Consider the following 26129-nt stretch of genomic DNA (forward strand, 5'->3'; position numbering starts at 1 on the left):
TGCCCTGATGAAAAATCAGAGCGAATACCAGCCGACCTGAAGTTGCGGGGTTGTCCTGCAACATAGAATCTCCCACATTTGATTTGTGTACGCCGCAAATCCCCTGTGGGAGCGGGCTTGCTCGCGAAAGCGTCCTCAAGGGCAACACAAAAACAGCACGACTACTCGACCACCAGCCGCCCCAAGCGCTGCTTGAGCATGCGGTTCTCGGCCCGCAGTTGCTGGACCTCTTCCAGCAGGTCCAGCGCCAGGGCGACGCCTTCCCATTCCAGCTCAAGGTCGCGCCGCAGCTTGGCGGCGCGCTTGGCCAACACCAGCTCATAGTCGGTGAAGCGCCAATCCTTGGGCAATGCCCCCTGAGGTTCGAGGATGCCGTGTTCGACGATCTCGATCACGTGCACATCCGACAGTTCGGCCGCCTCACAGAATTCTGCCAGGTCCAATAGAACGATCACGGGGTCGCTCACGATTGGCTCCTCCTTATCTCAAAATCAAAAGTTCTCTCGCGGATCGAAAGGGGCTTTTTTTGCCAGCTCCTCCCACAATTCTTTGACGTCATGGTCGAGTTTTTTCGGCATCACTGCCTTCAACTGCACGAACAGGTAGCCACGGTGACCGGCCTTGTGCAGCAGGCCGTGGCCCTTGGCGCGCATGCGCTGGCCATTCTGGCTACCGGCTGGAATCTTGAGGTTGATCTTGCCGGTCAGGGTCGGCACCGCGACTTCGGCCCCCAGCGCCAGTTCCCACGGCGCCAGCGGCACGGTGATGATCAGGTTCTCGCCTTCGACATCGAATTTGGGGTGCGGCGCAAAACGAATGGTCAGGTACAGGTCGCCATTGGCCCCGCCACCGACGCCCGGCGCCCCTTGGCCCTTGAGGCGGATGCGCTCGCCGTCGGTCACGCCGGCGGGGATCTTCACGTTCAGGCTTTTGCTGGTATTGCTGACATGCTGGCCGGCAGCGTTGTAATGCGGCACCTGGAAACTGACTTTCTTCGATTCGGTCGAGAGGGTTTCTTCCAGAAAAACCGGTAATTCCATTTCCACGTCTTGCCCTCGACGCCCGGCGCTTCGGCCCGACCGCCCACCACCACTGAAACCCGGACCACGGTTGCCGAAAATCGAACTGAAGAAGTCCGAGAAATCGCCCGTGTCCTGACCACCACCCCCGAAACCACCGCGGCTCTGCCAACCCGGAGGGCCCTGAAAGGGCTGACCGTGGTGGCCGTATTTGCGCAAGTCGTCGTATTCGGCGCGCTTGTCAGCGCTTTTCAGCGCTTCATAGGCTTCCGACGCATCCTTGAACTTGGACTCGGCGTCCTTTTCCTTGCTGACATCGGGGTGGTATTTGCGCGCCAGCTTTCGATAGGCGGCCTTGATCGCCTTGTCGTCCGCGGTCGGCTCCACACCGAGAATCTTGTAATAGTCTTTGAAGTCCATCGAGGGAATCACCATCCATTATCGAAATCGCGCCGCTGGGCACAGCATGCTCTTGTTTGCAGCATCTGGATTGACCGATCTCAAAGTTGTGACCGGGCAGCGCATCAGAAGTTTATCGGCAGCAGGGCGCGGTTCTTGCAGTCGCCCAGGGGTTGCCAAGTCTATGCAGGGAAGTTTGGGGGTGATTGGGCATCTTTCAAGCGCTGAGCGCTGCGATTTAACGGATAGTCGGCCTTCGAATCTTCGCCGCACTGGCATACACTGCGCGGCCGTTTTTTAACCGGAACTTGAAAGACATGAAAAACGCATCCCCAGCCCGTGCCTGCGGTATCGACTTCGGCACGTCCAACTCCACCGTCGGTTGGTTGCGCCCTGGCATGGAAACGCTGATCGCGCTGGAGGACGACAAGATCACCCTGCCCTCGGTGGTCTTCTTCAATATGGAAGAACGCCGCCCGGTTTACGGCCGGCTGGCGCTGCACGAGTACCTGGAAGGCTACGAAGGCCGGCTGATGCGCTCGCTCAAGAGCCTGTTGGGTTCCAAACTGATCAAGCACGACACCAGCGTTCTCGGCACGGCGATGCCGTTCAAGGACCTGCTCGGACTGTTCATCGGCCAGTTGAAGAAGCGTGCCGAAGCCGCTGCCGGTCGGGAATTCGAGGAAGTGGTGCTGGGCCGTCCGGTGTTTTTCGTCGATGACGATGAACTGGCCGACCAGGAAGCAGAAAACACCCTGGTGGACGTGGCCCGCGCCATCGGCTTCAAGGACGTCTCGTTCCAGTACGAACCGATTGCAGCAGCGTTCGACTATGAGTCGACCATCGAAAAAGAAGAGCTGGTACTGATTGTCGACATCGGCGGTGGTACGTCGGACTTCTCGCTGGTGCGCCTGTCGCCTGAGCGCCGCAACCACGACAACCGTCACGACGACATTCTCGCCACCGGTGGCGTGCACATCGGCGGGACCGATTTCGACAAGCAGCTGAGCCTGCAAGGCCTGATGCCGCTGTTCGGCTACGGCAGCCGGATGAAGAGCGGCGCCTATATGCCGACCAGCCACCACATGAACCTGGCGACCTGGCACACCATCAACTCGGTGTACTCGCAGAAGTCGACCCTGGCCCTGGGCAGCATGCGTTACGACATCGAAGACACCGGCGGCATCGATCGCCTGTTCAAGCTGATCGACCAGCGCGCCGGCCATTGGCTGGCCATGGAAGTGGAAGAAACCAAGATCCAGCTGACCCACGCCGACAGCCGCCATGTGCCACTGGATCGGATCGAACCGGGTTTGAGCGTGGAACTGAGCCGGGCACTGTTCGAATCGGCCATCGACAACCTGCTGGAGCGGGTGCGCAACAGCGTGACCCAGTTGTTGAACGACGCCAACGTGCGGGTCGATCAGGTGGACACGGTATTCTTCACCGGCGGTTCGAGCGGAATTCCGGCGCTGCGCAACAGCGTCTCGGCGATGTTGCCGAATGCGCGGCATGTGGAAGGGAACATCTTCGGCAGCATCGGCAGCGGGTTGGCGATCGAGGCGGCCAAGCGTTACGGCCCGATGGATTGACCTGATTTTGTGGTGCGTCCTTCGCGGGCAAGCCTCGCTCCTACAGGTCATGCGGCGTTTTCGCGGCACACACCTAACCTGTAGGAGCGAGGCTTGCCCGCGAAGGCGTCAGATCAGGCAATGCATATCGACCTGATCAAACCATCCCCACCTGCTTCAACTCACTCTTCAGATACGCGTAATAAATCGGCCCCGCCACCACCCCCGGCAGGCCGAACGCGGCTTCGAACACCAGCATCGCCAGCAGCAACTCCCACGACTTGGCACTGATCTGCCCGCCGACGATGCGCGCGTTGAGGAAATATTCGAGCTTGTGGATAACAATCAGGTAACCCAGCGCCGCCACCGCCACCCAGATCGACAGCGACAACCCGACGATGGTGATCAAGGTGTTCGAGATCAGATTGCCAATCACCGGCAGCAGGCCGAGCAGGAAGGTCAGCACGATCAGGGTTTTGGTCAGCGGCAGCTTGATCCCGAACATCGGCAGGACCACCGCGAGGAAAATCCCGGTGAAGAAGGTGTTGAGCAGGGAAATCTTGATCTGGGCGAAAACGATGTTGCGAAACGCCTGAACCAACAGGTGCAAGCGGTCGAACAGCGCTGCGGCCAAGGGCTTGCGCTTGGTCACATCCGGCGCTCGCTGCAAGGCGATGATCGCCCCCAGCACCATGCCGATCAGCAGCGTCACGAACATGTGCGCCGCGTCCTTACCCACCAGTTGCAAATCGCTGAGATGCTTGCTCATCCACTGACCGATGGCTACCCGGAACTCGGCGGCACTGGCCGGCAAATAAGCGTCGATGAACGGCGGCAACTGCCCGCGTGCGCGGTCGACCACCACCATGAATTTATCGAGAGAAGCGCCAGGGTTTTCCGCCTCGTGCAGCAGAAAACTGATCGCGCCGGCAAAGATCAGCGCCAGCACGCTGACCACTAATGTTCCCAGCAACGCCACCGCCAGCCAACGCGCACGGCGACCTTCGATCAGCCGCTGCAATTGCGGCGTGAGCATGTTGACCAGTTCGAACACCAACAACCCGGCCAGCAGGCTGGGCAGTAATCGCAGAGGGAGCACCAGCAGCAAACCACCAAAAATGATGACCCAGCTGATAAGCAACAAGACCTGACGTTGAGAAAACGCTGACATACAGCCTCAAAACGAACGACGTAAAAGGATTGGCAGTCTGCCAGCGTTCTGGGGCGAGCACTAGGGATTGTGCATAACCTGTAGGAGCGAGGCTTGCCCGCGAATGGCTCACTGCTTATGCCACTGACGGACCGCATTATCGTTCATGGCGGGCAAGTCGGATCGCCGCACCGCTCGCTCCTACAGGAGAAGCCACTTATTTCTTCTTCAGGCACTCGCTCATGAAGGTTTTGCGCGCATCACCCGTGAGGGCCTGGGTGGTGGCGGTGGCATTACAGGTTTTCATCCGTTCCTGCGGGGTGCTCGGCACAACCGCTTCGGCCGGCGCGGCTTTGAGGCAGGTGCTCATGAAGGCTTTGCGCTCGTCGCCCTTGAGGCTTTTTGCGGTAGCGTCGGCATTGCAGGTGGTCATTTTGTTCTGTTGGGCAGTGGCGGCGAAACCTTGGGAGCAGAGCAGCAAACCGACCATCAACAACGGGGCACGCAACATCTTCATGGAGTGTTCTCCTTGTTGCCGCACCGATGGATGCGGCCTCGTTTCGGAGTGTAGACAAAGCCTGTTACACGTTCACCTGCTATCGAGGTGGCTGCGTCGATATTGCTCAGGCGTGCACCCGGCCTGACGCTGAAACATCGCGATAAAGGCCGAGCCGGTGCTGTAGCCCATGTCGAAGGCGATTTCCTGAATGCTGCGCTGGCTGTCCAGCGCCTCGATCGCCGCCAGAAACCGCAGCCGTTGCCGCCACTCACCGAAACTCATGCCCAACTCGCGAACAAACTGCCGCGCCAACGTGCGTTCGCTGACGTGAATGTGTACGGCCCAGTGCGCCAATGGCCGGTTATCCCCGGGCTCGGCCTGCAAGGCTTCAAGGATGGCGAGCAGCCCGGGGCTGCTGGCGTAGGGCAAGTAACACTCATGCATCGGCGCCTGTTGCAGTTGGTCCACCAGCACTTGAGCCAGTCGCTGGTCTGCATCGTGTTCGGGAATTTTCACATCACGGGCGGCGAAGTCTTTCAGGATCGCCTTGAGGATGTCACTGATCGCCAGGGTGCAGGCCTGCTGCGGCAGATCGCGACACAGCGCGGGCGCAAGGCAGACCGCGCGGTAATTGATCGGCTGATTGCTATAAAAACTGTGCTCGGTACCGGGCGGCACCCACACCGCGTATTGCGGCGGCGACATGAAGCGGCGGCTGCCGATTTCCATGTGCAAGACGCCATTGGCCGAGTACTCGAGGGTGCCCCAAGGGTGATGGTGGGCCGAGGCGTACTCGTGGGTGTTGAAGTCGGCATAACGGAAATAGACCGGGGCTGGCAGTTCACTGAAATCCAGCAGGTCGATGTGTTTGCTGTTCATGCTGTCCGGAATCAAAGGCAGGTTGTCTGGATCGCAGTATAGGCATTGATACAGACAGGCGGATAATCACCCTTCATTAACGTTCTGGTTTTTCCCGATGCAATACGCTTATCCCCTGCTGGCCATTTTTATTTGGGCCGGTAACACCGTGATCAACAAACTCGCGGTCGGCGCGATTTTTCCCGCCGAAATCGGCTTCTATCGCTGGCTGCTGGCCGCCATGTTGTTCACGCCTTTCATGCTTAAACCGGTGATCACCCACTGGTCGTTGATCCGCCCGAACCTGGGCAGGATTTTCATTCTCGGTGTGCTTGGCATGGCGGTTTATCAGAGCCTGGCCTACTTTGCTGCGACGCTGACTTCGGCCACCAACATGGGGATCATTTTGTCGCTGATGCCATTGATGTCGCTGGCCATGGCGATTGTCAGCCTCGGCCAACGCCTGACCGCCGGCGCACTGGCCGGCGCGGTGTTGTCATTTGCGGGTGTCTTGGTGGTGGTGTCGTCCGGCAGCCTTGGCGCGTTGCTGGAACACGGGGTGAACCTGGGTGACGCGATGATGTTGATCGCCACGCTGGCGTATGCGATTTACAGCACCTTGCTGAAAAAATGGCAGCTGCGTTTGCCGCCGCTGGTGTTGTTGTATTTGCAGGTGTTGGTTGCGGTGGTGTTGCTGTTTCCGTTGTTCCTCGCCTCACCGAAAATCGGTCCGACCCTGCAGAACATTCCGTTGGTGCTCTACGCCTGCCTGCTGGCTTCGATGCTTGCGCCGCTGGCGTGGATGCAGGCCGTGGTGCGCCTGGGGCCGAGCCGGACTACGCTGTTTTTCAATTTGCTGCCGTTGCTTACGGCACTGATTGCGGCGGTGGTGCTGCATGAGCAGTTGGCGCTGTATCACCTGGTGGGTGGGGTGTTGACGTTGGGTGGGGTGATTCTTTCCGAGCGCTGGACCACCGTGCTTGGCCGAAAGGTCAGTGTTGCCTGATATGACGCTTTCGCGGGCAAGCCTCGCTCCTACAGGCTTTGTGAACACCACACACCTTGTAGGAGCGAGGCTTGCCCGCGAAGAACGATAACGCGGTCCAACTGCCGTTCACACACCGGCGGCCTTCAACCGCGCCGCATGCTCGACAAACAACCGCACCGGCTCTGCGCCCTTGCCCACCAGCCCCAGTGATTGATTGACGATATCGAAGTGATCCATCGGGTATTCATCGCCAATCACCGTCCCCAAATGCGAGCTGTAACGCCCGACCATCCCGTCGCAATGCCCCGCCTCGCGCACGAAAGTCCTGGCAAACAACCGGCAAGCGCGATTAGTCCCGTCGAACAGGTTGCATCCGCGATTGGTCTTGCCTGGCTGTAAAGTCCCGGACCAGGAGTAATACCGCACGCCATTGACCACTTCCGGGCCATGCCCGCCCCAAGTGTCAGGCAGGCCCTGTGGATAACGCTGATTGAACAGCGCCACGCCTGCGGTGGTCAGGGATTGGTGCGAAGCCGGGATATCCACCGGCAGTCTCGGCCCGCGATAGCCGGTTTCCAGCAGGCACATCAACGCGCTGATCAGCCACAGCAAAAAGCTCAGCAGCCGGCCCTTGGCGCTGTCTGCCGGATAATGGGTGTACAGATAGTCCGCCAGTTCCGAACCGTGATTCGGCCCGGCCACCGAGGTCACCGAAGCCACCTGATCCGGGCGTTTTGCCGCGGCGTAACGGGCGGTCAGCGAGCCTTGGCTGTGGCCGATCAGGTTGACTTTCTCAGCCCCGGTTTCGCGCAGAATTTCCTCGATCCGCGCCAGCAATTGCTCGCCGCGCACCTCGGTGGAATTGAGCGGCGAGACCTGCACTGCGATCACGGTCGCCCCATCCCGGCGCAGCGCCGAAATGATTCCGTACCAATAGGGATAGAGCAACAGACGGATAAAACCGAGCATCCCCGGGACCAGCACCAAGGGGTAACGCGTGGCGGAACCTTGCGACATGGATGAACATCCTTGTGATCGGTGAGATGAAGCAAGGCAGGATGCAAGGCATCAGCCAAGCATCGCCACCCAAGATGACAACTCAACGACCAGTCTATGACATCGCTTACTTCAACCCCACCACGCCCGCCACAATCAGCCCGACCGAAACCAGCTTGAGCGCGGTCAGGCTTTCGCCGAGCAGCGCAAAGCCGAGAAACACCGTGCCCAGTGAACCGATCGCGGTCCAGATCGGGTAGGCGATGCTCACCGGCAATTCGCGCATGGCCAGGGTCAGGAAGTAAATCCCGCCCACTGCGGCTACCCCGGTAATCACTGACGGCCAGAGACGGGTGAAGCCTTCGGCGTACTTCATGCCCATAGCGAAGGTGACCTCGAACCCGGCGGCGATCAGCAAGAACAACCAGGCCATCTAGAACTCCCTGGCCAGCGCCAGCAAACGCTGCTCGGCCTCGGCCACGGAAACCTGGAAGGTACGCTCGGCGGACTCTTCGCCCTCGGCAGCGACAACGGTGACGTCGGTGATGCCGATGAAACCCAAAGCGGTACGCAGCAACGGATCGGCATGGTTCATCGCTTCAAGCTCACCGCCAGGGCCGAAGCCAAAACCGCCACGACTGGTGACGATCAACGCTTTCTTGCCCCGCACCAGCGGTTCGTACTGTGCGATGCCGTTGTCCAAGGTGTGATTGAACGTCAGCCCGAGCCGCACAATCTGGTCGATCCAAGCCTTGAGGCCGCTGGGCACGCTGAAGTTGTACATCGGCGTGGAAATCACCAACAGATCATGGCCGAGCAATTCCCCCACCAATTCATCGCTGAGTGCCAGGTCAGCCTGCATCGACAGTGGTCGCGCTTCAGGCTCCGGATGAAAAGCGGCCGCCACGAACGCTTCGTTGACGGCCGGAATCAACGCCCGACCGACTTCCCGCCGAGTCAGTTGCGACTGTGGGTTGCGCACCTGCCAGGCGGAAAGAAACACTTCGGCCAAACGCCGCGAGTGAGAACGGTCGCCACGGGGGCTGGCGTGAATGGCAAGAATTCTGCTCATGTGAATCTCCTTGAGGGCTAAACTGAAACGGCTTGTGCTTGCAGCTTGAAGCGCGCAGCTGCCTCTCTTCAAATGAACAAAAATCAGTCTGGATGAATCCATTTCATCCATGGAGTTCTAAAATGTTTGCCTCGTTGCCGCTGACCGCCCTGCGCGCCTTCGAATCCGCCTCGCGCCTGTTGAGTTTCAAGGCCGCCGCCGAAGAGCTCTCCGTGACGCCGACGGCGGTCTCGCACCAGATCCGCTCCCTGGAAAACTGGCTCGGTGTGCCGCTGTTCGAACGACTGCCGCGGCAGGTGCGCCTCACCGAATGCGGTGAACGGCTATTCCGCAGCCTGCACGGCGCCCTGCTGGAAGTGGCGCAAAGCGTCGATACCTTGCGCCCGCAACGCAGCGGCACCAGCCTGACGATTTCCACCACGGCCGCATTCGCCGCCCTCTGGCTGGTGCCGCGCCTGGGACGGTTTTACGCCCGTCACCCGAACATCAGCCTGCGCCTGGACACTCACTGCGAAGTGATCGATTTGCATCAAGACGCCAGCGTCGATCTGGTGGTGCGTTACAGTCTCGACGATTACCCGAACCTGTATGGTTTGTGCCTGTTCGATGAATCCTTCGGGGTCTATGGCTCGCCTGAACAAGTGGCCTTGGCGGCCGGTCGGGTACCGACGCTGATCAGCGTGCGCTGGCACAACTCCAAGCTGTACGCCCATGGCTGGGAGGCCTGGTGTGCGCAGTCCGGCGAAACCTGGCTGGCCGCGCAACCGGCGGTGCGTGAATACGACGAAGAGCATTACGCTCTGCAAGCCGCCATTGCCGGGCAAGGCCTGGTGCTGGCGAGCAATATTCTGGTGTCGGAAAGTGTGGCCAGCGGCTTGCTACTGCCTTATCGGGGCGATATTCAAGTCGACGGGGCCGGATACAGCGCGCTGTGCGTACCCGGCCGTGAACGGCATCCGCCGGTGCGAGCGTTTTTTGCGTGGTTGCAAGAGGAGGCCCGATTGTCTGGTCTGTTGCCAAGATCGCAGCCTGCGGGAGAACTCGCTCCCCTGTAGCGACTGTTGAACAGCTTTCGCGGGCAAGCCTCGCTCCTACAGGTTTTGTGTCGCATGCCGACAATGGGCACGAGGCAAAACTTGTAGGAGCGAGGCTTGCCCGCGAAGACGTCATCATAGACACCCGATTACTTTGTAGGCTTAACCGTCACCGGCGCCTTCCCAGCCTTCATCTGCTCCAGCAACGGCGCACACTGATTGGGCTCACCACCACTGGGCGCTATCAACGCCAGCAAGCCCGCCGCCGGCGCTGCGATCACACCCAGTGCAACCATCCCGGCCCCACGCAGCATCAACGGCACCGGTTTCACACCCGCATCCGGCTTGATGAACTTGCCCCGCACATACAGCGGCGAACGCAGCGAAATCAAACGCCAGCCCTTGGATTCCGGGGAGATGGTCAGGTCCAGTTGCTCGGTCGCCATATTCGCCGTGCCGTCGACGTAGACGATCGCGGTCTCGGTATCGAAGACGAACAGCCGTGTGGTCGCCAAACCGCTCTTGATATCGAAATCGGCCGCCGCGCAATTGATCCTCACTTCCCGGTCACCAAAGATCTTGCCTACTACATAGTTGCCGACGTTGAGCCCCGCCAGTTCCATCAACTCGCGGCTGATCGCGCCGTCGTTGATCAGCATCTTCAAATTGCCATCGGCAGTGCCCAGCAGCTTGGCCACCGAGTTGCCACGACCGACAAGATCGGCGTCGCCATTAAGCTCACCGAAACTGGTTTTCATCCGCTCCAGGGTGGGGAACAGCTGCTTGAGCTTGAACTTGCGCGCGGTCAGTTTGGCCCGGCCTTCCAAAGGCTCGGTGCGCCCGTTCAGACGAATCTGCGCATCCAGATTGCCGCCAGCCACACCGAAACGCAGGGGCTCGAGGCTGAGCACACCATCGGTCAGCACCACATGGGTGTAGAGATCGTTGAACGGCAGTTTTGCGCTGTGGACGATGCGTTTACCGGTGAACTCCACATCAGCATCCATGTTGCGCCAACGTTCAGTCCTGAACTCCTCGACCGGTAGCAGCTTGTCCGCAGGCTGCTTGCTTTCGCCGCCACGGGCCTCTTTCCTAGCGTTGGAATCGGCACCAATTAGCGGTGCCAGATCGGTAAACAGCAGTTGATCGGACTCCAGCGCCCCGCTGAGTTTGGGCCTCGGCTGGCTCGCCACGTAGGTCAAGTTGCCATGGATGTCACTCTGGCCGATGGTGCCGTTGAACGCCTCATAGCGGTACACCGCCCCGCCCGGCTCTTGCAGCTTGGCAATCAAGTGTCCGTCGGTGGCGTAAGGCGGAGTGTCCGGCAGCGTCACGCCGATCAGCGGATAGAGATTACCCAGGCTGGCACCGGCCAGTTTCAGGCGCAGATCCAGGGCGCCGAGGTTCAATGGATCGGTGAGCGTGCCGGCCAGTTCGACGCTGGTATCGGCGATCTTCATTTGCGCTTGAAGCGGGAACGGCTTGGTGGCGTCCTGTAAAGCCAACAAGCCGCCGGTCTTGCCCTGTCCCGCGAGATTCTGACCGTGATATTGGCCTTTGACCTTCAATGCGAAGGCGTAATCCTGTGGCGAACCACCCTTTTCAACCGCTTTTTTTGCCGCTTTGTCGCCAACAATGTCGCTGAACGGAATCGGTTTGCCCAACGGATCGATCAGCAGATCAAGCTGAGTCTTCAGCTTCTGGTCGTCGAGCGTGACGTGGCCCTTGTCGAAGCCGATGGCACCGATGTCCAGCGCCCAGTTCGAAGGCTCGGCGTTCGGGTCTTTGGGGTCGAACTTGAACGTCCAGTTGGCACGGCCGTCGGCCAGACGCTGCAAGTCGGCATCGGGTTCGGTCAGGTCGATGCGCGGGATCACCACCCGCTGCGCCAGCAAGGCCAGCGGCGAAATGCGCAGTTCAACACGTTTGAGGGTGGCCATCTGCGGTTGCTTCGACCAGTCCGGATTGCCCAGGCTCAAATCCTCAGCCACCACATGTGGCCACGGCACCCAGGCTCGCCAGCCGCCCTCGTCCGGCTCGCGCTGCCAGATCACCGCGAGGTTGCCATTGATGGCGAACGGACGATGCAGTTCTTCGGACACTTTGGCGTTCAGGGGCGGTTTGATCCGGTTCCAATCGAAGAACGCGATGATCAGCACCAGGACGGCCAGTACGACAACGAGGCTGGCGAAGGTCCAGGCAAGAATTTTACGAGTGCGCGTCATTGCACAGGGCTCCTGAATACGACTGAGCGCCCCGACAGCGACGCACTGATGAAACGTTAGGCCAGAACCGGCCTGCCATGAAATCTAGGACTGGAAAATGGCGTGCAGGTTTAACCCAATAGCCGTTTAACACTCAAATAATCGGTCGGGGACACCCTGCTCCCTCATCCGGCGTTACCGGCTCCGCACCTTGGTGCGGCACGAGTGGGTCGAAAATACCCACCTCAGTGCAAAAACGGTCGCCGGAAAGGCCCGGTCTAGAGCGCCTCGGCGAAACAATCAATTCCGTTGATTATTACCATTGCGCTTATGAACTTTTATATCGACTTCTCGAGAGTAGCATTGCCCTCGTACCCACTTTATCGCCCTCCCAAGGAGCAACCCATCATGAAACGCCAATTACTGCTTAGCCTGACCCTCTCAATGTTAGCCAGCACCGCTTTTGCTTTGCCGGCCGCAGATCAGGCCACTCCACAAGTCAAAAACAACCACTCGGTATTCAGCCAGACCGTTGCCGCCGATGGTTCCGACCGCACTCCACAAGGTCAGACCCTGGCCGAAGGTGGTAATGATCGCCTGAAAGAAAAAGGCCTGATCACTCAAGATGGCTCGGATCGCACTCCACAAGGTCAAACTCTGGCCGCTGACGGTTCCGACCGTACTCCACAAGGCCAGACCCTGGCTGAAGGTGGTTCCGATCGCACCCCACAAGGCCAGACCCTGGCTGAAGGTGGCTCCGATCGCACGCCACAAGGCCAAACCCTGGCAGCTGACGGTTCCGACCGCACCCCACAAGGTCAAACCCTTGCTGAAGGTGGTGGTGACCGTGTGATCGAACGCAACAGCGCTGTGAGCTAAGCCCATGGCGGCCCCGAAAAAAAGCCCAATCCCCGGATTGGGCTTTTGACTTTCATAGAAGCTGCATTTCCCCGCTTGATCCCCCGATAGTCGTTCGACGCCAGTGAAGCCGATTTGCTAGAGTGCGCCGCTGTCCCTGTCCAGAAAACTCCCTTGCGATGCTGCCCCGCGCCGAACAGAAACAACAGACCCGCAACGCCCTGATGGACGCTGCCCGCCACTTGATGGAAAGCGGCCGAGGATTCGGCAGCCTGAGCCTGCGCGAAGTGACCAGAACCGCCGGGATCGTACCCACCGGTTTCTACCGGCATTTCGCCGACATGGATGAACTGGGCCTGGTGCTGGTGAGCGAAGTCGGTCAGACCTTCCGTGAAACCATTCGGCTGGTGCGCCATAACGAGTTCGTCATGGGCGGCATCATCGATGCCTCGGTACGGATCTTTCTCGACGTGGTCACCGCCAATCGCTCGCAGTTCCTGTTTCTTGCCCGCGAGCAGTACGGCGGCTCACTGCCGGTGCGCCAGGCCATTGGCCGCTTGCGCGAAGACATCAGCTCGGACCTGGCGGCGGACTTGTCGCTGATGCCGAAACTGCAGCATCTGGACATCGCAGGCTTGAGCGTCATGGCTGATCTGATCGTCAAAAGCGTATTCGCCACCTTGCCGGACATTATCGATCCACCGGCTGAAGCATTGCCTGAGCATTTGACGCCTCAGGCGAAGATTACTCAGCAATTGCGCTTTATCTTTATTGGTCTCAAACATTGGCAAGGTTTGGGCAGCACCGAATAACCCTGTGGGAGCGAGCTTGCTCGCGATGGCGTCGGCACAGTCGAAATTGATGTGACTGACATTCCGCTATCGCGAGCAAGCTCGCTCCCACATGAAACATCGACCTCGCTGCAAAGTGGTGCACTCAACATCATCTCGCACCAAACCGACTCAAAATTTCGCGACATTCTGCCCCCCCTTCACGCTCCGACAGGCATTTCCTACCTCTCACCCGATTGGCAAGCCCCTTGCTCTATCACTGAGCATTGCCCATTGCTGGAAGCCTTCCGATGCTGGTGATTCATCGCAGAATCGACCCTCAACCCGTCTGGGCCGCCGAGTTGCACCTGACCTTCGAAGCCCGGAGCAAAAGCCGCTTGCGCTGTTTCAGTGCCGAGAATGAAGACGTCGGGTTGTTTTTGGAGCGCGGTCAGCCGCCGCTGTATGACGGCGAATGCCTGCAAGCCGAAGACGGGCGCGTCGTTCGCGTCTGCGCTCGCCCCGAACAACTGCTGCACGTCACCTGCGCCAACGCCTTTGAACTGACCCGCGCCGCCTATCATCTGGGCAACCGCCATGTGGCCCTGCAAGTTGGCGATGGCTGGTTGCGCCTACTCGATGATTACGTGCTCAAGGCCATGCTCGAACAGCTTGATGCCAAGGTCGAGAACATCGAAGCGCCGTTCCAGCCGGAACACGGTGCTTACGGCGGCGGCCATCACCATTCGCGCCACGGTGACGAGGATTTCAACTACCCGCCGAAACTACACCAGTTCGGCGTGCGCTTATGAACCCGGCCTGGGCGCTGCTGCGTCTGGCCAGCCCGCAGCTGCCGATTGGCGGCTACAGCTATTCCCAGGGTTTGGAGATGGCTGTGGATAACGGCCGCGTGAACGATCCCGACAGCGCGCGGCGCTGGATCAGCGATCAGTTGCTATTGAATCTGGCGCGATTCGAAGCACCGCTACTGCTCGCCCACTGCACCGCTGCGGCCGAAGAAAACTGGGCCGAACTGCTGCAACGCTGCGAAGAACATCGCGCCAGCCGGGAAACCCGCGAGTTGCATCAGGAAAGTCGACAGATGGGCTATTCGTTGAAGCAACTGCTCAACGGTTTACCGGAACTGGATGCGCCGGCCCGGGCCTTTCTCGACCAATGCCCTGAACCACACCTGGCCCTCGGCTGGGCGCTGGCGGCCCGTGCCTGGCAGATCAGCCCGCAAGATGCGCTGGCCGCCTGGCTCTGGAGCTGGCTGGAAAACCAATTGGCGGTGCTGATGAAAACCCTGCCCCTGGGCCAGCAAGCCGCACAGCGCCTGACCAGTGAACTGCTGCCGCTGCTGCAACAGGCGCAGCAAGACGCCACCCGAATCAACCCCGAACACTCTGGCAGCGCCGCTTTCGGCCTGTCCCTGGCGTGCATGGCCCATGAGCGCCAGTACAGCCGTCTGTTCCGTTCCTAGGGCCTTTTACTTTGGAGAATCACATGAACGCACAACCTCTACGCGTCGGCATCGGCGGCCCGGTCGGCTCCGGCAAAACCGCCCTGACCCTGGCCCTGTGCCTGGCCCTGCGCGACCGCTATAACCTGGCCGTGGTGACCAACGACATCTACACCCGCGAAGACGCCGACTTCCTGGTGCGCAACGAAGCCCTGGCGCCCGAGCGGATCATCGGCGTGGAAACCGGCGGCTGCCCGCACACGGCCATCCGCGAGGACGCCTCGATCAACCTCGAAGCCGTGGATCAACTGAACCGGCGCTTCCCGGGGCTGGAGCTGATTCTGGTGGAGTCCGGTGGCGACAACCTCTCGGCGACTTTCAGCCCGGAACTGTCGGACCTGACCATCTATGTGATCGACGTCTCGGCCGGCGACAAGCTGCCGCGCAAGGGCGGACCGGGGATCTGCAAATCCGATTTACTGGTGATCAACAAAATCGACCTCGCGCCGCTGGTAGGCGCCTCGCTGGAGATGATGGACAGCGACACCCAACGCATGCGCAACGGCAAACCATTCGTCTTCAGCAACCAGAAAACCGGTCAGGGCCTGGAAGCAATCATCGCCTTCATTGAACGCCAGGGCTTGCTGACTGCGGCCTGATCACACTTATCAACAAGGAAGCTTATCCATGACATTGAAACGCATTCTGGGCGCCATGACCCTGCTGCTGACCCCGGCCATCGCGTTCGCGCATCCGGGCCATGGCGACAATGGTTTGATCGCCGGCATCAGCCACCCGATTGGCGGTCTCGATCACTTGCTGGCAATGGTTGCCGTGGGGTTGTGGGCGGCGCAGCAGAAAGGCGCCGCGCGTTGGGCGCTGCCGTGCACGTTCGTGGGCACTATGCTGATCGGCGGCCTGCTGGGTTTTGAAGGGCTGAACCTGCCGGCGCTGGAAAGCGGGATTGCGGCATCGGTATTGGCGTTGGGCCTGGCGGTGGCTTTGGCAGTGCGTCCGCCGTTGAGCCTGGCGGTGGCTGCGACCGCGTTGTTCGCGCTGTTTCATGGCGTGGCGCATGGTCTGGAATTGCCGGAGATGTCGAGCCCGTGGGCGTATGCGGCTGGGTTTGTGGTGGCGACGGCAGCTTTGCATGCAGCGGGTTATGCGGTGGTTCGCGTCTTGCCTCAGGCCGCCGCACCACTGGTTCGGTTGGCGGGCGCGGCTTCGGCGGCGACTGGGGTGTGGTTGCTGGCGGGCTGATTCTCTAGTGCCTGAACCGGCCTCTTCGCGGGCAAGCCTCGCTCCTACAGGATTATATTTGTCCCGCGTCACGACAAAACCTGTAGGAGCGAGGCTTGCCCGCGAAGGCGGCCCGACAGACACCACGTCTCTCAGGCCTGCTAACATGTCGCGCAATTAACCCTGCCGTGACGACGCCAGCCAATGCCCTCTGTTTCCCGCTCTGCTTCCCAGCCTGAATTGACCGCCCTGTTCGCCTCGGTGCAACAGCACTTCCAGGACGTGATCGTGCCGCTCTGGCAAGGCCCCGGCTGGAATGCCGACATGGCATTGCCGTATGAAGCGCTGGACGCCAAGCATCAGCCGCTGCCACCACAGCGCTACCGGGCCATGGCTTGCGCGCGGCAGTTGTACCTGTTTTCCAGCCTGATCGGCCAAGTGCCCCACGCCGAAAAACGTGCCGCGGCGCTGTTCCGTTCCTTGCAGCAGCATTTCCACGATGCCGAGCATGGCGGCTGGTTCTACAGCATCGACCCGCAAGGTGCGCCGCTGGATCAGCGCAAAGACCTCTACACCCACGCCTTCATCCTGTTCGCCTGCGCTCATTATTGGGACAAGGTTCGCGAACCGCTGGTGGAGTCGGTGCTCAACGCCACGCTGGAGGTGTTGGCCCAGCGCTTCGCCACAGGCGACGGCCTGTACGAAGCCAGCCTGAACCGTGATTGGTCCTCGCTCAACTCCGGGCCGCTGCAGAATCCCTTGATGCACTTGGCCGAAGCCTTCCTCGCCATCCTTTCGGTGCGCGAGGACGCAGCTGTGCAGAGCGCGCTTGTCGAGTTATGCACAGCCATGCAGAAGCGCTTCATCGACCCGCAACACGCGGTGCTGATGGAAAAGCCGCTGGGCACTGTGGATAACTGGTTCGAGCCAGGCCATCAGTTCGAATGGTATTTCCTGCTGGAATCCTCACCGTTGCTGCGCGGCTCCAAACTGCATGCCTCGCTGGACCGCGCCTTTGCGTTTACCGAGCAAATGGGCGTGGATCAGCAGACCGGGGCTGTGCGCGCGATGCTGGAGCTGGACGACCAGCCTCGTGATGCGACCCAACGCATCTGGGCCCAGGCCGAATACCTGCGCGCCCTGACTTTGCGCCCGGGCAGCGAAGCCTCTGTGCAGCGCCAATTGCAGGCGTTGCAACAGCGCTTTTTGCATGCGGGTGGCTGGTATGAGTGTCGCGATGAGCATGGCGAAGTGAGCCGCAAGGACATGCCTTCGACCACGCCTTATCATTTGGCGACCTGTTATCGCGGGCTGGTCGAGTATTTGCGCTGACTGGGCGATTGCTTTCGCGGGCAAGCCTTAATGCCACTGAGAACCTTGAAACCACGGGGTGCGGCGGGGTTGTTGGGAGGGGAGTCTACCTTATGGGCACTTTTGTCTGGCTGAACGCATTCGCGGGCAAGCCTCGCTCCTACAGGTTTATGTTGAATCACAATTCTGCGAACAACACATGACCTGTAGGAGCGAGGCTTGCCCGCGAATAGCCGTTACTCGGTCTACGCCTTGGCATTACGCTCAATGGCAAACCCGCTCCAGGTCTGGCTCACCGGCATCAGCTCGAGGCTGTTGATGTTGATGTGGGCCGGTGCGTTGAGCACCCAGAAAATGGTCTCGGCGATGTCTTGCGGCTGGATTGGCTCGGCGCCGGCGTAAGTGGCGTTGTAACGCTCCTGGTCACCGGCGAAACGCACCAGCGAGAACTCGCTCTCGCACAGGCCCGGCTCGATGTTGCTGACCCGCACGCCCGTCCCTTGCAGATCGCAGCGCAGGTTCAGGGAGAACTGTTTGACGAACGCCTTGCTCGCGCCATACACGTGGCTGCCCGGGTACGGGTAGTTGCCGGCGATGGAACCGAGGTTGACGATGCCAGCGCCACGACCGTGTGCGATCAAACGCGGCAACAACAGGCGAGTGCTGTACATCAGGCCTTTGATGTTGGTGTCGACCATGGTGTCCCAATCATCAAGATCGCACTTGGGGGCCGGGTCGACGCCCAAGGCCAGGCCGGCGTTGTTGATCAGCCCGCGCAGTTTGGCGAAGGACGGCGGCAGGTTGGCAATTGCCTCCTCCATGGCCTTGCGATCGCGTACGTCGAGCACCAAGCCATGAACCTCGGTCTGCTTCGACAACTCGGCGCACAGGGCATTGAGGCGTTCTTCACGACGACCTGTCAGCACCAGTTTCCAGCCGGCTTCGGCAAAACGACGGGCACAGGCTTCACCAAAACCGGAAGTCGCGCCGGTAATAAACAGGGTGTTGGACATCGTGTTCTCCTTGCTTCGGCTGATCGACAGCCCGTGGAATAGAAAATCAGTTGCCAGCATGCCCGGCCTTGTTCACAGCGGCAACCATCGAAAAAACCGTACAAAAAACAATCAACACTGGCAACGCCATATGGGCTGTGGCTTGCAGCCATGTACGCGCACCTTATCCACAGGCCGGTCCACAGTTTCCGGGGGCAAGTGCAAAAGCTGCAAGCCGCTGTTCACAAGGCTTTGCGGGCAGCTTAGAAAGTTTTTTGCTTGACCCTCGGGTGCCTGCTGTGTAGCCCCGGGCAATTTGCACGACCGAGCGGTCAAACCGACGATGGCGCCAAGCCAGTAACTACGGCCCTCAGCTGACTCTTTCCAGAGTTTAACCACAGACTTATCCACAGGCTTGCCCACCTCGATTCATAGCGTGTTTGCCCCTAACAAAAAGGTTGACAAAGCCGGCTAAAGGTCCAATAAAAACACCTGATCAAAAAACAACCATATCTCTGCAAGCCACGGATTCAAAGGCTTGCAGCCAGCTACTCCCACGTTATTCACAGCCAGCTCCACAGCAAACGGGGACAAGTCAAAACCGTGACAAAACAGCAATTTGCAGCGGCTTTATGTCGCGCTTTGAGAGGTCATGAATATTGTTTTCCACAATTTCCCTGACGGCTGTAGCAAACACCTGTGGGAGCGAGCTTGCTCGCGCTAGCGGTGTATCAGTCACCTCAATGCTGACTGTGCCACCGTCATCGCGAGCAAGCTCGCTCCCACAGGGATTGGTGGTGTTCTTAAGATAATAAAAAAGCCCCGGCGATTGCTCGTCGGGGCTTGTTGTTGCAAGGCAGAACTCAGTGCCCGCCGAGGTAGGCGTTACGCACCTCATCGTTCACCAGCAGCTCCTTGCCGGTACCGCTGAGGCGGATTTCGCCGTTGACCATCACATACGCCCGATCCGACAACTTGAGGGCGTGGTTGGCGTTCTGCTCCACCAGGAAGATGGTCATGCCGGTACTGGCCAGTTCCCGCAGGGTCGCGAAGATCTGTTTCACGACAATCGGCGCCAGGCCCAGGCTCGGCTCATCGAGCAGCAACAGTTTTGGCCGGCTCATCAGCGCCCGGGCGATGGCGAGCATTTGTTGCTCGCCACCCGACATGGTCATGGCACGTTGGGTACGCCGCTCTTCGAGCCGCGGAAACAACTCGAACATGCGCTGCATGTCTTCCTTGGCGTACTTGTCACCGATAGGGATGGTGCCCATCAACAGGTTTTCCTCGACGGTCATGTCAGGGAATACCCGCCGGCCTTCCGGCGATTGAGCAATACCGTTGGACGCAATGTAGTGGGACGACTTGTGCGTGATGTCCACACCCTGATAGATGATTTGCCCGTCAGCGGCCCGTGGCTGGCCGAAGATCGACATCAGCAGGGTCGATTTGCCGGCGCCGTTGGAGCCGATCAGGCTGACAGTTTCACCTTCATTGATGTGCAACGAGACTTTCTTCAGCGCCTGAATCGGCCCGTAGAACACGTCCAGATCCTTGAGCTCGAGGATGGGTGCACTCATACCACTTCCTCTTCTTCGGCGCCCAGGTAGGCGGCAATCACTTTCGGGTCGTGTCGAATCGCTTCAGGCCCGCCCTCGGCGATGACAACGCCGTGGTCCAGTACCACGATGTGGTCGGAAATACTCATTACCATGCCCATGTCGTGTTCGATCAGCACCACGGTCAGATCGTGCTCGTCGCGCAGCAGCCGGATCATCGCGCTCAGCGCTTCGGTTTCCTGAGGGTTGAGGCCAGCGGCCGGTTCGTCGAGGCAGATGATCTGCGGCCGGGTACACATGGCCCGGGCGATTTCCAGACGGCGTTGTTGACCATAGGACAGTTCACCGGCCAGGCGGTTGGCGCAGTCCACAAGGTTCACCACTTCCAGCCAATAGAACGCGTGGTCCAGCGCATCGCTTTCGGCTTTGCGGTAACTCTTGGTGTTGAGGATGCCCGAAAGCAGGTTGCGGTTGACCCACATGTGTTGGGCCACCAGCAGGTTTTCCAGCACCGACATTTCCCTGAACAGTCGGATGTTCTGGAAAGTCCGCGCCAGACCGGCACGGTTGATCAGGTGCGTGCCACCGAACATCTTGTAGTGGAGCCGGCTGACGAAGCTTTTCGGCGAAACGAAATCGACTGCCTTGAACGGTTCCCCGAGCATTTTGATGACATCGGTTTTCACACCGTGGGCATTGAGTTCGATGTGCCCGCCGGACGCTTTGTAGAAGCCGGTCAGGCAGTTGAACACCGTGGTCTTGCCCGCGCCGTTGGGACCGATCAACGCGAAGATCGAGTTGCGTTTGACTTGCAGGCTCACGTTATTCAGCGCTTTGATGCCGCCGAAGTGCATCATCAGATTTTCGACCGAGAGAACGATTTCTTCGCTCATGGCGCCACTCCTTTACGTGGGGTCACACCGGTGCGGCTGATCCGGATCAGGCCGCGCGGTCGCCAAATCATCATCAACACCATCAGGATGCCGAACAGCAGCACGCGATATTCAGCGAAGCCGCGCAGCAGTTCCGGGGCGACCGTCAGCACGAACGCCGCAATCACCACACCGATGGTCGAGCCCATGCCGCCGAGCACCACGATGGCGAGAATCAGTGCCGATTCGAAGAAGGTGAACGAGGTCGGGTTGACGAAACCCTGATAGGTGGCGAAGAACACACCGGCCAGACCGGCAGTCGATGCACCGATGGTGAACGCCGACAGCTTGACCAGTACGTGATTCAGGCCCATGGAACGGCAGGCGATTTCGTCTTCACGCAAGGCTTCCCACGCCCGACCGACCGGCATGCGGGTCAGACGATGCTTGACGTACAGCACGGCCAGAACCACCAGGAACAATACCGCGTATATGAAGTAGTACTTCACGTCCGGGTTATAGGCGATGCCGAAGAACTCATGGAACGGGACGCCGCCCTCCTTCGCTCTTTTGCCGAACTCCAGGCCGAAGAACGTCGGCAACGGAGCCGCCATACCGTTCGGGCCGCCCGTCAGGGACAGCCAGTTATTGAGGATCAACCGAATGATTTCACCGAACCCCAAGGTCACGATCGCCAGATAGTCACCATGCAAACGCAGCACCGGGAAACCCAGGATGCAACCGGCCAACCCGGCAATGATTGCCGCCAGCGGCAGCACCGTCCAGAAACCCAGCCCCAGGTATTGATAACCGAGCGCCAGCCCGTAGGCACCGATGGCGTAGAACGCCACGTAACCCAGGTCGAGCAGGCCGGCCAGGCCGACCACGATGTTCAGCCCCAGGCCCAGCAGCACGTAGATCAGCCCGAGGATGACCACGCCCAGCAGGTAGGAGTTGGAGAAAAACGGGAACACCACGGCGATAACGATCATCACCGGGATGATCCAGCGCAAGCGGGATTTGTAATCAGGCGGCAGTACATGAACCCCGGAGCCGGTGCTTTCAAAGCCTTCAAGAATGCTCAGGCCCTTGGGGGTTTGCAGGAACAGGCTCAAGGCAAAGCGGCCGGCCATGACGATGGCGACAATCCATGCCACCCGGGTCGCTTCCAGATTGAAGCCGTAGCCGTCGAGGACTACGCCGACAATCGGGCCGAACACAATCAAGGCCACCAGGCCGGCAAGAATCGCGTCAACCAGGCTTGTTTTGAGATCAATGGTTTTTTTAGTGGTTGAAGACATCGCTTACACCTTCGACACAAGAGGACGGCCGAGCAGGCCTTGGGGCCGAAAGACCAGAACGAGAACGAGCAGCGAGAAGCTGAAAACGTCTTTGTAGTCCGAGTTGACCAATCCGGAGAACAGCGACTCTGAGATCCCGAGAATGATCCCGCCGAGCATTGCCCCAGGCAGCGAGCCGATCCCACCGAGCACCGCGGCGGTGAACGCCTTGATGCCAATGATGAAGCCCGCGTAGAAGTCGAATGTGCCGTAGTTCATGGTGATCAGCACGCCAGCCAGGGCTGCCATCGCGGCACCGATGATGAACACGTAGGAAATGACGCGATCGGTGTTGATCCCCAGAATCGAGGCCATCTTGCGGTCTTGCTGGGTGGCGCGGCACATACGGCCGAGCTTGGTGTACTTGATGACGTAGGTCAGCAGGGCCATCCCGACAAACGCTGCGATCAGAATGAAGATTTTGGTGTAGGTCAGCTGGACGAAGCCGGTCCCGACTTCAACTCGCCATGCACCGGTCAGCAGTGTCGGTACGCCCTGTTGACGGGCCCCTTGGGAAATCTGTGCATAGTTTTGCAGGATCAGCGAAATACCGATGGCGCTGATCAGCGGTGCCAATCGGGTGGAGTTGCGTAGCGGTTTGTAGGCGACGCGTTCGATGACCCAGCCATACACCGCCGTGACGATGATGGTGAAGACCAGTGTGCCAAGCATCAGCAGGGGGAAGGATTCAATACCGAAGTATGCCAGCAGAGCCAGACTGATCGCCGCCAGGTAAGCGGAAATCATGTAAACCTCGCCGTGGGCGAAGTTGATCATGCCGATGATGCCATAGACCATTGTGTAGCCGATGGCGATCAGGCCATAGACCGACCCGAGGGTCAGGCCGTTGACCAGTTGCTGCAGGAAAATACCATCCATAACGCAATCTCACGCATTTGAGAGACTGCACAAAAACCGGAGGCGCCGGACCGGGGTTCAGCCGCCGACGCAACATGGTGATATGCAGCTCTACGAGAAAAGACAGGTACAGCACGGACATGTTCTTTGATTACCCGGCGCGCAAGACGCCGGGCAATCAGCCAGTCATATCACTTCTGTTTTTCCAGCTGGTGGTATTTGCCATCCTTGTCCCACTGGTAAACCACGTAGTCGGAGACTTTCAGGTCGCCCTTTTTGTCCCACTCCTTCTCACCCATCACGGTTTTGACTTTGTTGGCTTTCAGCCATTCGGCGGCTTTCTCGCCACTGTTGGATTTGGCGCCATTGAAGGCTGCGGCCAGGGCCTGGACCGAAGCATAGGCGTACAGGGTGTAGCCTTCAGGCTCGGTGCCTTTCTTGCGGAACTCGTCCACTACGGTCTTGCTGTCTGGCAGCATGCGAGGGTCGGCGCCAAAGGTCATCAGCACGCCATCAACGAATTGCGGACCGCCGGCGGTGGTCACCAGTTCGTCGGTTACGATGCCGTCGTCGGACATGAACTTGACGTCTTTGAGACCTTGCTCACGCAGTTGACGAACCAGAGGACCGGCTTCCGGGTGCAGGCCACCGAAGTAAACGACATCAGCGCCAGCGCCGCGGATTTTGGTGACGATGGTGCTGAAATCTTTTTCGCCACGGGTCAGGCCTTCATACAGCACCGGCTTCACACCGCGTTTTTCCAGCTGGGCCTTGGTGGCATCTGCCAGACCTTGACCGTAGGTGTCCTTGTCGTGCAGGACCACCACCTTCTTGCCCTTGAGCACGTCGACGATGTAGTCGCCGGCCACGATGCCTTGCTGGTCGTCACGCCCGCACATACGGAACATGGCGCTCAGGCCGCGCTCGGTAACAGCCGGGTTCGTGGAACCCGGGGTGATCGCGATGATGCCTGCTTCGTCGTAGATCTCGGAGGCCGGAATGGTCGACGAGGAGCAAAAGTGACCGACTACGCCCGCGACTTTCTGGTTGGTCAGGTCCTTGGCGACCGTCACAGCCTGTTTCGGTTCGCAGGCGTCATCGCCTTTGACCAGTACGATTTTTTCCCCGTTGACACCGCCAGCGGCGTTGACCGCATCAGCCGCTGCCTGCGCACCCTTCATGTACTGCTCGCCAAATGCGGCGTTGGCGCCTGTCATCGGCCCCGCCACACCAATTTTCACATCAGCCTGTGCAAACGTAGAAACACCCAACGCAGCTGCCACTGCGAGGGCCAGAAAGCCTTTCTTGTAAAACGTCTGGGACATGAGGTGGTGCTCCAAGGTTTTTTTTAGTTGGCACTGCGACTTCACTGAATGCTCAGAGCAAGGGCCGTGCCATCGGTTTTTTATTCTGGGAAAAGTCGCTGCCTTATTGTTTTTTCGACTGTTTCGGGCCCATTTTCATTGGGCGTGCAACCGTCTAAACCGCGGGAGGTGAAACCATTTATTTCTAAAGGCGCAACCAGCACGCGCCATCATTGCAACCGCAGCGCCAAACGATGTGCAACCAGCCTGTAACAGCTCGCGTCACCGAACTGCACACTGCTGGTGCGCAGACTGCTACAACCCGCACCATTACAGGCTAGCCGCTTCGCCGAAAAGCGCCGCTTCCAGCAACATATTTCAACAATCAGATCACGATCCGCAAGCACTGGCCCGCGTGATACAGCGAAAATCCAGCCTCATATAGACAGCTTCGCAGCCCCACTCCCGCCAATGGCTGCATGGGGGCGAAGGGGATCGGCAGGGCTTGAGGATTTCCATTACACAAGTAATCGGCAAAGGCTTTGCCGACCACTGTGCCGGTGGTCACGCCTCGACCGTTGTAACCGGTGACAGCCACCAAACCCGGCGCCGGCTCGAAAAGGCGCATCAAATGATCCGGCGTGAAAGCGATGCAACCGGTCCAGGTGCATTCCCACTCCACCGGTTTCAGATACGGGAAATAATGCTGCTGAACCCGGTCGGCCCAGGCTTTCAGGAACCAGGTCGGTTTCTGGTTGCCATTGCCGAGACTGCCGAGCAACAGACGACCGTCCTTGTCCCGCCGAATGCTACTGAGCACCTGCCGGGTGTCCCAGGAACCTTGGCCGCCAGGCAGAATCTGCTGTGCAGCCTCTTCGGTCAGTGGTACCGAGGCCACTTGATAGTAATAACCGGGGAAGAAATTGCGCCGCAGCTCCGTCCAGTCACCTTCGGTATAGGCGTTGGAGGCGATGACCACCTGCTCGGCCAGCACCGAACCCTGGGCGGTTTGCACCGACCAATGCTGGCCCTGACGTTCGAGTCGGGTCACCGGGGAATGATCGAACAACTGACCGCCGAGGCCGATGGCCGCATTGGCCAGCCCCGTGGTGTAGGCCATCGGGTTGAGCGTGCCGGCGCGCCGATCGAGCAAGGCGGCGGCGATCTTTTTGGTGCCCGTGGCTTGTTCGCAGGCTTGACCGGTCAGCAGTTCGACTGGCGCACCGCGACGTTTCCATTGTTCTTCGCGACTGCGCAGATCCGCCTCGCCGCGCGCGTTGTGCGCCATGTGCAGCGTGCCTTCGCGGCGTAACTGGCAATCGATGTTGTATTTGTCGACCAGACTGAACACCAGAGACGGCGCCGCACCGAGCATGCGGTTGAGCTGACTGCCGATCGCCTCGCCGAAACCGGCTTCGATTTCATCCGGTGGAATCCACATCCCGGCGTTGACCAGCCCGACGTTACGCCCGGAACCGCCATGCCCGGCGCGATGCGCTTCCAGCACACAGACACTTTTACCTTGTTCCAGCAGATGCACCGCCGCCGACAAACCGGTGAAACCGGCACCGATGACGCAGACATCCACCGTCACCTCGCCCTTGAGCGCCACGTTGTCGGGCCTTTGCGGCGTCAGTTTTTCCCACAGACACTCTTCGCGTAACGGCATTGCCAGACTCCAATCCGAAACCTAACAAACAACAAGCAAAAGCTTCGCGGGCAAGCCTCGCTCCTACAGGTTGTGTTCGTCCGCGACTTGCGGGACGACACAAGA

26 protein-coding genes are annotated in these 26129 nt (G+C 59.6%); 10 read left to right on the forward strand and 16 right to left on the reverse strand.

From position 1 onward, the window contains the following. Nucleotides 1–161 precede the first annotated feature (161 nt). Nucleotides 162–467 (reverse strand): chaperone modulator CbpM, encoded by a 306-nt coding sequence (locus tag NHU87_RS06345; protein WP_253546666.1) that lies wholly within the window; start codon nucleotides 465–467, stop codon nucleotides 162–164. A gap of 24 nt (nucleotides 468–491) precedes the next feature. Beyond that, nucleotides 492–1439 carry a DnaJ C-terminal domain-containing protein gene (locus NHU87_RS06350; protein ID WP_253546668.1) on the reverse strand — a complete coding sequence of 316 codons (948 nt, stop codon included), beginning with the start codon at nucleotides 1437–1439 and terminating at the stop codon, nucleotides 492–494. A gap of 296 nt (nucleotides 1440–1735) precedes the next feature. Between NHU87_RS06350 and NHU87_RS06355 the strand changes: the two genes are divergently transcribed. Then, a complete protein-coding gene (locus tag NHU87_RS06355; RefSeq protein ID WP_038978749.1) occupies nucleotides 1736–3010 on the forward strand; it encodes an Hsp70 family protein in 1275 nt (424 codons plus the stop codon). A 136-nt stretch (nucleotides 3011–3146) separates the two neighbouring features. Here NHU87_RS06355 and NHU87_RS06360 read toward each other — a convergent pair whose 3' ends face one another. The 3 genes from NHU87_RS06360 to NHU87_RS06370 form a co-directional block, all read right to left on the reverse strand. Then, on the reverse strand, nucleotides 3147–4160 hold the full coding sequence (locus tag NHU87_RS06360) for an AI-2E family transporter (RefSeq protein ID WP_063341719.1): 1014 nt from the start codon (nucleotides 4158–4160) through the stop codon (nucleotides 3147–3149). A 196-nt stretch (nucleotides 4161–4356) separates the two neighbouring features. Beyond that, complete coding sequence (locus NHU87_RS06365) at nucleotides 4357–4656, reverse strand: PsiF family protein (RefSeq protein WP_253546670.1); 300 nt, start codon at nucleotides 4654–4656, stop codon at nucleotides 4357–4359. Between the two features lie 72 nt (nucleotides 4657–4728). Next, nucleotides 4729–5517 (reverse strand): AraC family transcriptional regulator, encoded by a 789-nt coding sequence (locus tag NHU87_RS06370; RefSeq protein ID WP_253546672.1) that lies wholly within the window; start codon nucleotides 5515–5517, stop codon nucleotides 4729–4731. A 97-nt stretch (nucleotides 5518–5614) separates the two neighbouring features. Here NHU87_RS06370 and NHU87_RS06375 point away from each other — a divergent pair, with 97 nt between their 5' ends. After that, nucleotides 5615–6502 carry a DMT family transporter gene (locus NHU87_RS06375; RefSeq protein ID WP_253546674.1) on the forward strand — a complete coding sequence of 296 codons (888 nt, stop codon included), beginning with the start codon at nucleotides 5615–5617 and terminating at the stop codon, nucleotides 6500–6502. A 108-nt stretch (nucleotides 6503–6610) separates the two neighbouring features. On the opposite strand, the gene NHU87_RS06380 is transcribed toward NHU87_RS06375, so the two are convergent. The 3 genes from NHU87_RS06380 to NHU87_RS06390 form a co-directional block, all read right to left on the reverse strand. After that, on the reverse strand, nucleotides 6611–7501 hold the full coding sequence (locus NHU87_RS06380) for an esterase/lipase family protein (protein WP_253546677.1): 891 nt from the start codon (nucleotides 7499–7501) through the stop codon (nucleotides 6611–6613). Between the two features lie 106 nt (nucleotides 7502–7607). After that, nucleotides 7608–7913, reverse strand: coding sequence for a DMT family transporter (locus tag NHU87_RS06385; protein WP_253546679.1), 306 nt, complete (start codon nucleotides 7911–7913; stop codon nucleotides 7608–7610). Beyond that, nucleotides 7914–8552 carry an FMN-dependent NADH-azoreductase gene (locus tag NHU87_RS06390; RefSeq protein WP_253546681.1) on the reverse strand — a complete coding sequence of 213 codons (639 nt, stop codon included), beginning with the start codon at nucleotides 8550–8552 and terminating at the stop codon, nucleotides 7914–7916. A 122-nt stretch (nucleotides 8553–8674) separates the two neighbouring features. Here NHU87_RS06390 and NHU87_RS06395 point away from each other — a divergent pair, with 122 nt between their 5' ends. After that, nucleotides 8675–9607, forward strand: coding sequence for a LysR substrate-binding domain-containing protein (locus NHU87_RS06395; protein WP_253546683.1), 933 nt, complete (start codon nucleotides 8675–8677; stop codon nucleotides 9605–9607). A gap of 128 nt (nucleotides 9608–9735) precedes the next feature. On the opposite strand, the gene NHU87_RS06400 is transcribed toward NHU87_RS06395, so the two are convergent. Then, a complete protein-coding gene (locus tag NHU87_RS06400; protein WP_253546685.1) occupies nucleotides 9736–11811 on the reverse strand; it encodes an AsmA family protein in 2076 nt (691 codons plus the stop codon). 387 nt (nucleotides 11812–12198) lie between these two features. Here NHU87_RS06400 and NHU87_RS06405 point away from each other — a divergent pair, with 387 nt between their 5' ends. The 7 genes from NHU87_RS06405 to NHU87_RS06435 all read left to right on the forward strand — a co-directional run bounded on the left by NHU87_RS06405 (nucleotide 12199) and on the right by NHU87_RS06435 (nucleotide 17451). Then, nucleotides 12199–12669 (forward strand): hypothetical protein, encoded by a 471-nt coding sequence (locus NHU87_RS06405; protein WP_253546687.1) that lies wholly within the window; start codon nucleotides 12199–12201, stop codon nucleotides 12667–12669. Nucleotides 12670–12827: 158 nt separating this feature from the next. Further along, a complete protein-coding gene (locus NHU87_RS06410) occupies nucleotides 12828–13460 on the forward strand; it encodes a TetR family transcriptional regulator (protein ID WP_008009759.1) in 633 nt (210 codons plus the stop codon). A gap of 269 nt (nucleotides 13461–13729) precedes the next feature. After that, entirely contained in the window at nucleotides 13730–14230 is a 501-nt protein-coding gene (gene ureE, locus NHU87_RS06415) for an urease accessory protein UreE (protein ID WP_253546689.1), read from the forward strand. Further along, the gene (locus NHU87_RS06420; protein WP_052965907.1) at nucleotides 14227–14901 is read left to right on the forward strand and encodes an urease accessory protein UreF; all 675 of its coding nucleotides are present in this window, start codon (nucleotides 14227–14229) and stop codon (nucleotides 14899–14901) included. The genes ureE and NHU87_RS06420 overlap by 4 nt, the downstream gene beginning before the upstream one ends. 23 nt (nucleotides 14902–14924) lie before the next feature. Continuing rightward, nucleotides 14925–15539, forward strand: a complete 615-nt coding sequence (ureG, locus tag NHU87_RS06425) for an urease accessory protein UreG (RefSeq protein ID WP_253546692.1) — start codon at nucleotides 14925–14927, stop codon at nucleotides 15537–15539. Nucleotides 15540–15567: 28 nt separating this feature from the next. Beyond that, nucleotides 15568–16140, forward strand: a complete 573-nt coding sequence (locus NHU87_RS06430; protein WP_253546694.1) for a HupE/UreJ family protein — start codon at nucleotides 15568–15570, stop codon at nucleotides 16138–16140. A 183-nt stretch (nucleotides 16141–16323) separates the two neighbouring features. After that, complete coding sequence (locus NHU87_RS06435; RefSeq protein ID WP_253546696.1) at nucleotides 16324–17451, forward strand: AGE family epimerase/isomerase; 1128 nt, start codon at nucleotides 16324–16326, stop codon at nucleotides 17449–17451. A gap of 224 nt (nucleotides 17452–17675) precedes the next feature. On the opposite strand, the gene NHU87_RS06440 is transcribed toward NHU87_RS06435, so the two are convergent. The 7 genes from NHU87_RS06440 to amaA all read right to left on the reverse strand — a co-directional run bounded on the left by NHU87_RS06440 (nucleotide 17676) and on the right by amaA (nucleotide 26024). Next, the gene (locus tag NHU87_RS06440) at nucleotides 17676–18443 is read right to left on the reverse strand and encodes an SDR family oxidoreductase (protein WP_038978733.1); all 768 of its coding nucleotides are present in this window, start codon (nucleotides 18441–18443) and stop codon (nucleotides 17676–17678) included. An 842-nt stretch (nucleotides 18444–19285) separates the two neighbouring features. Beyond that, a complete protein-coding gene (locus NHU87_RS06445; protein WP_030128307.1) occupies nucleotides 19286–20002 on the reverse strand; it encodes an ABC transporter ATP-binding protein in 717 nt (238 codons plus the stop codon). Beyond that, nucleotides 19999–20874, reverse strand: a complete 876-nt coding sequence (locus NHU87_RS06450; protein ID WP_253546698.1) for an ATP-binding cassette domain-containing protein — start codon at nucleotides 20872–20874, stop codon at nucleotides 19999–20001. The genes NHU87_RS06445 and NHU87_RS06450 overlap by 4 nt, the downstream gene beginning before the upstream one ends. Beyond that, on the reverse strand, nucleotides 20871–22154 hold the full coding sequence (gene livM / locus NHU87_RS06455) for a high-affinity branched-chain amino acid ABC transporter permease LivM (RefSeq protein ID WP_253546700.1): 1284 nt from the start codon (nucleotides 22152–22154) through the stop codon (nucleotides 20871–20873). The genes NHU87_RS06450 and livM overlap by 4 nt, the downstream gene beginning before the upstream one ends. Nucleotides 22155–22157: 3 nt before the next feature. Further along, complete coding sequence (locus tag NHU87_RS06460) at nucleotides 22158–23072, reverse strand: ABC transporter permease subunit (RefSeq protein WP_030128310.1); 915 nt, start codon at nucleotides 23070–23072, stop codon at nucleotides 22158–22160. Nucleotides 23073–23242: 170 nt separating this feature from the next. After that, nucleotides 23243–24376, reverse strand: a complete 1134-nt coding sequence (locus tag NHU87_RS06465; protein ID WP_253546702.1) for a branched-chain amino acid ABC transporter substrate-binding protein — start codon at nucleotides 24374–24376, stop codon at nucleotides 23243–23245. A gap of 364 nt (nucleotides 24377–24740) precedes the next feature. Further along, nucleotides 24741–26024: an L-pipecolate oxidase gene (gene amaA, locus NHU87_RS06470; protein ID WP_253546704.1), complete on the reverse strand. Its 1284-nt coding sequence runs from the start codon at nucleotides 26022–26024 to the stop codon at nucleotides 24741–24743. Nucleotides 26025–26129 lie beyond the last annotated feature (105 nt).

It is taken from the genome of Pseudomonas mandelii (genome assembly GCF_024138395.1).
GTDB classification, from domain to species: domain Bacteria; phylum Pseudomonadota; class Gammaproteobacteria; order Pseudomonadales; family Pseudomonadaceae; genus Aquipseudomonas; species Aquipseudomonas mandelii_E.

Excerpts from the sequence above, each read along its gene's own strand:
- NHU87_RS06385 (WP_253546679.1), bottom strand. The coding sequence starts at position 7,913 with ATGGCCTGGTTGTTCTTGCTGATCGCCGCCGGGTTCGAGGTCACCTTC.
- NHU87_RS06360 (WP_063341719.1), bottom strand. The coding sequence starts at position 4,160 with ATGTCAGCGTTTTCTCAACGTCAGGTCTTGTTGCTTATCAGCTGGGTC.
- NHU87_RS06430 (WP_253546694.1), top strand. The coding sequence starts at position 15,568 with ATGACATTGAAACGCATTCTGGGCGCCATGACCCTGCTGCTGACCCCG.
- NHU87_RS06410 (WP_008009759.1), top strand. The coding sequence starts at position 12,828 with ATGCTGCCCCGCGCCGAACAGAAACAACAGACCCGCAACGCCCTGATG.
- NHU87_RS06440 (WP_038978733.1), bottom strand. The coding sequence starts at position 18,443 with ATGTCCAACACCCTGTTTATTACCGGCGCGACTTCCGGTTTTGGTGAA.
- livM (WP_253546700.1), bottom strand. The coding sequence starts at position 22,154 with ATGTCTTCAACCACTAAAAAAACCATTGATCTCAAAACAAGCCTGGTT.
- NHU87_RS06365 (WP_253546670.1), bottom strand. The coding sequence starts at position 4,656 with ATGAAGATGTTGCGTGCCCCGTTGTTGATGGTCGGTTTGCTGCTCTGC.
- ureG (WP_253546692.1), top strand. The coding sequence starts at position 14,925 with ATGAACGCACAACCTCTACGCGTCGGCATCGGCGGCCCGGTCGGCTCC.
- ureE (WP_253546689.1), top strand. The coding sequence starts at position 13,730 with ATGCTGGTGATTCATCGCAGAATCGACCCTCAACCCGTCTGGGCCGCC.
- NHU87_RS06445 (WP_030128307.1), bottom strand. The coding sequence starts at position 20,002 with ATGAGTGCACCCATCCTCGAGCTCAAGGATCTGGACGTGTTCTACGGG.
- NHU87_RS06370 (WP_253546672.1), bottom strand. The coding sequence starts at position 5,517 with ATGAACAGCAAACACATCGACCTGCTGGATTTCAGTGAACTGCCAGCC.
- NHU87_RS06350 (WP_253546668.1), bottom strand. The coding sequence starts at position 1,439 with ATGGACTTCAAAGACTATTACAAGATTCTCGGTGTGGAGCCGACCGCG.
- NHU87_RS06420 (WP_052965907.1), top strand. The coding sequence starts at position 14,227 with ATGAACCCGGCCTGGGCGCTGCTGCGTCTGGCCAGCCCGCAGCTGCCG.
- NHU87_RS06375 (WP_253546674.1), top strand. The coding sequence starts at position 5,615 with ATGCAATACGCTTATCCCCTGCTGGCCATTTTTATTTGGGCCGGTAAC.
- NHU87_RS06395 (WP_253546683.1), top strand. The coding sequence starts at position 8,675 with ATGTTTGCCTCGTTGCCGCTGACCGCCCTGCGCGCCTTCGAATCCGCC.
- NHU87_RS06465 (WP_253546702.1), bottom strand. The coding sequence starts at position 24,376 with ATGTCCCAGACGTTTTACAAGAAAGGCTTTCTGGCCCTCGCAGTGGCA.
- NHU87_RS06400 (WP_253546685.1), bottom strand. The coding sequence starts at position 11,811 with ATGACGCGCACTCGTAAAATTCTTGCCTGGACCTTCGCCAGCCTCGTT.
- NHU87_RS06450 (WP_253546698.1), bottom strand. The coding sequence starts at position 20,874 with ATGAGCGAAGAAATCGTTCTCTCGGTCGAAAATCTGATGATGCACTTC.
- NHU87_RS06405 (WP_253546687.1), top strand. The coding sequence starts at position 12,199 with ATGAAACGCCAATTACTGCTTAGCCTGACCCTCTCAATGTTAGCCAGC.
- amaA (WP_253546704.1), bottom strand. The coding sequence starts at position 26,024 with ATGCCGTTACGCGAAGAGTGTCTGTGGGAAAAACTGACGCCGCAAAGG.
- NHU87_RS06355 (WP_038978749.1), top strand. The coding sequence starts at position 1,736 with ATGAAAAACGCATCCCCAGCCCGTGCCTGCGGTATCGACTTCGGCACG.
- NHU87_RS06380 (WP_253546677.1), bottom strand. The coding sequence starts at position 7,501 with ATGTCGCAAGGTTCCGCCACGCGTTACCCCTTGGTGCTGGTCCCGGGG.
- NHU87_RS06435 (WP_253546696.1), top strand. The coding sequence starts at position 16,324 with ATGCCCTCTGTTTCCCGCTCTGCTTCCCAGCCTGAATTGACCGCCCTG.
- NHU87_RS06390 (WP_253546681.1), bottom strand. The coding sequence starts at position 8,552 with ATGAGCAGAATTCTTGCCATTCACGCCAGCCCCCGTGGCGACCGTTCT.
- NHU87_RS06460 (WP_030128310.1), bottom strand. The coding sequence starts at position 23,072 with ATGGATGGTATTTTCCTGCAGCAACTGGTCAACGGCCTGACCCTCGGG.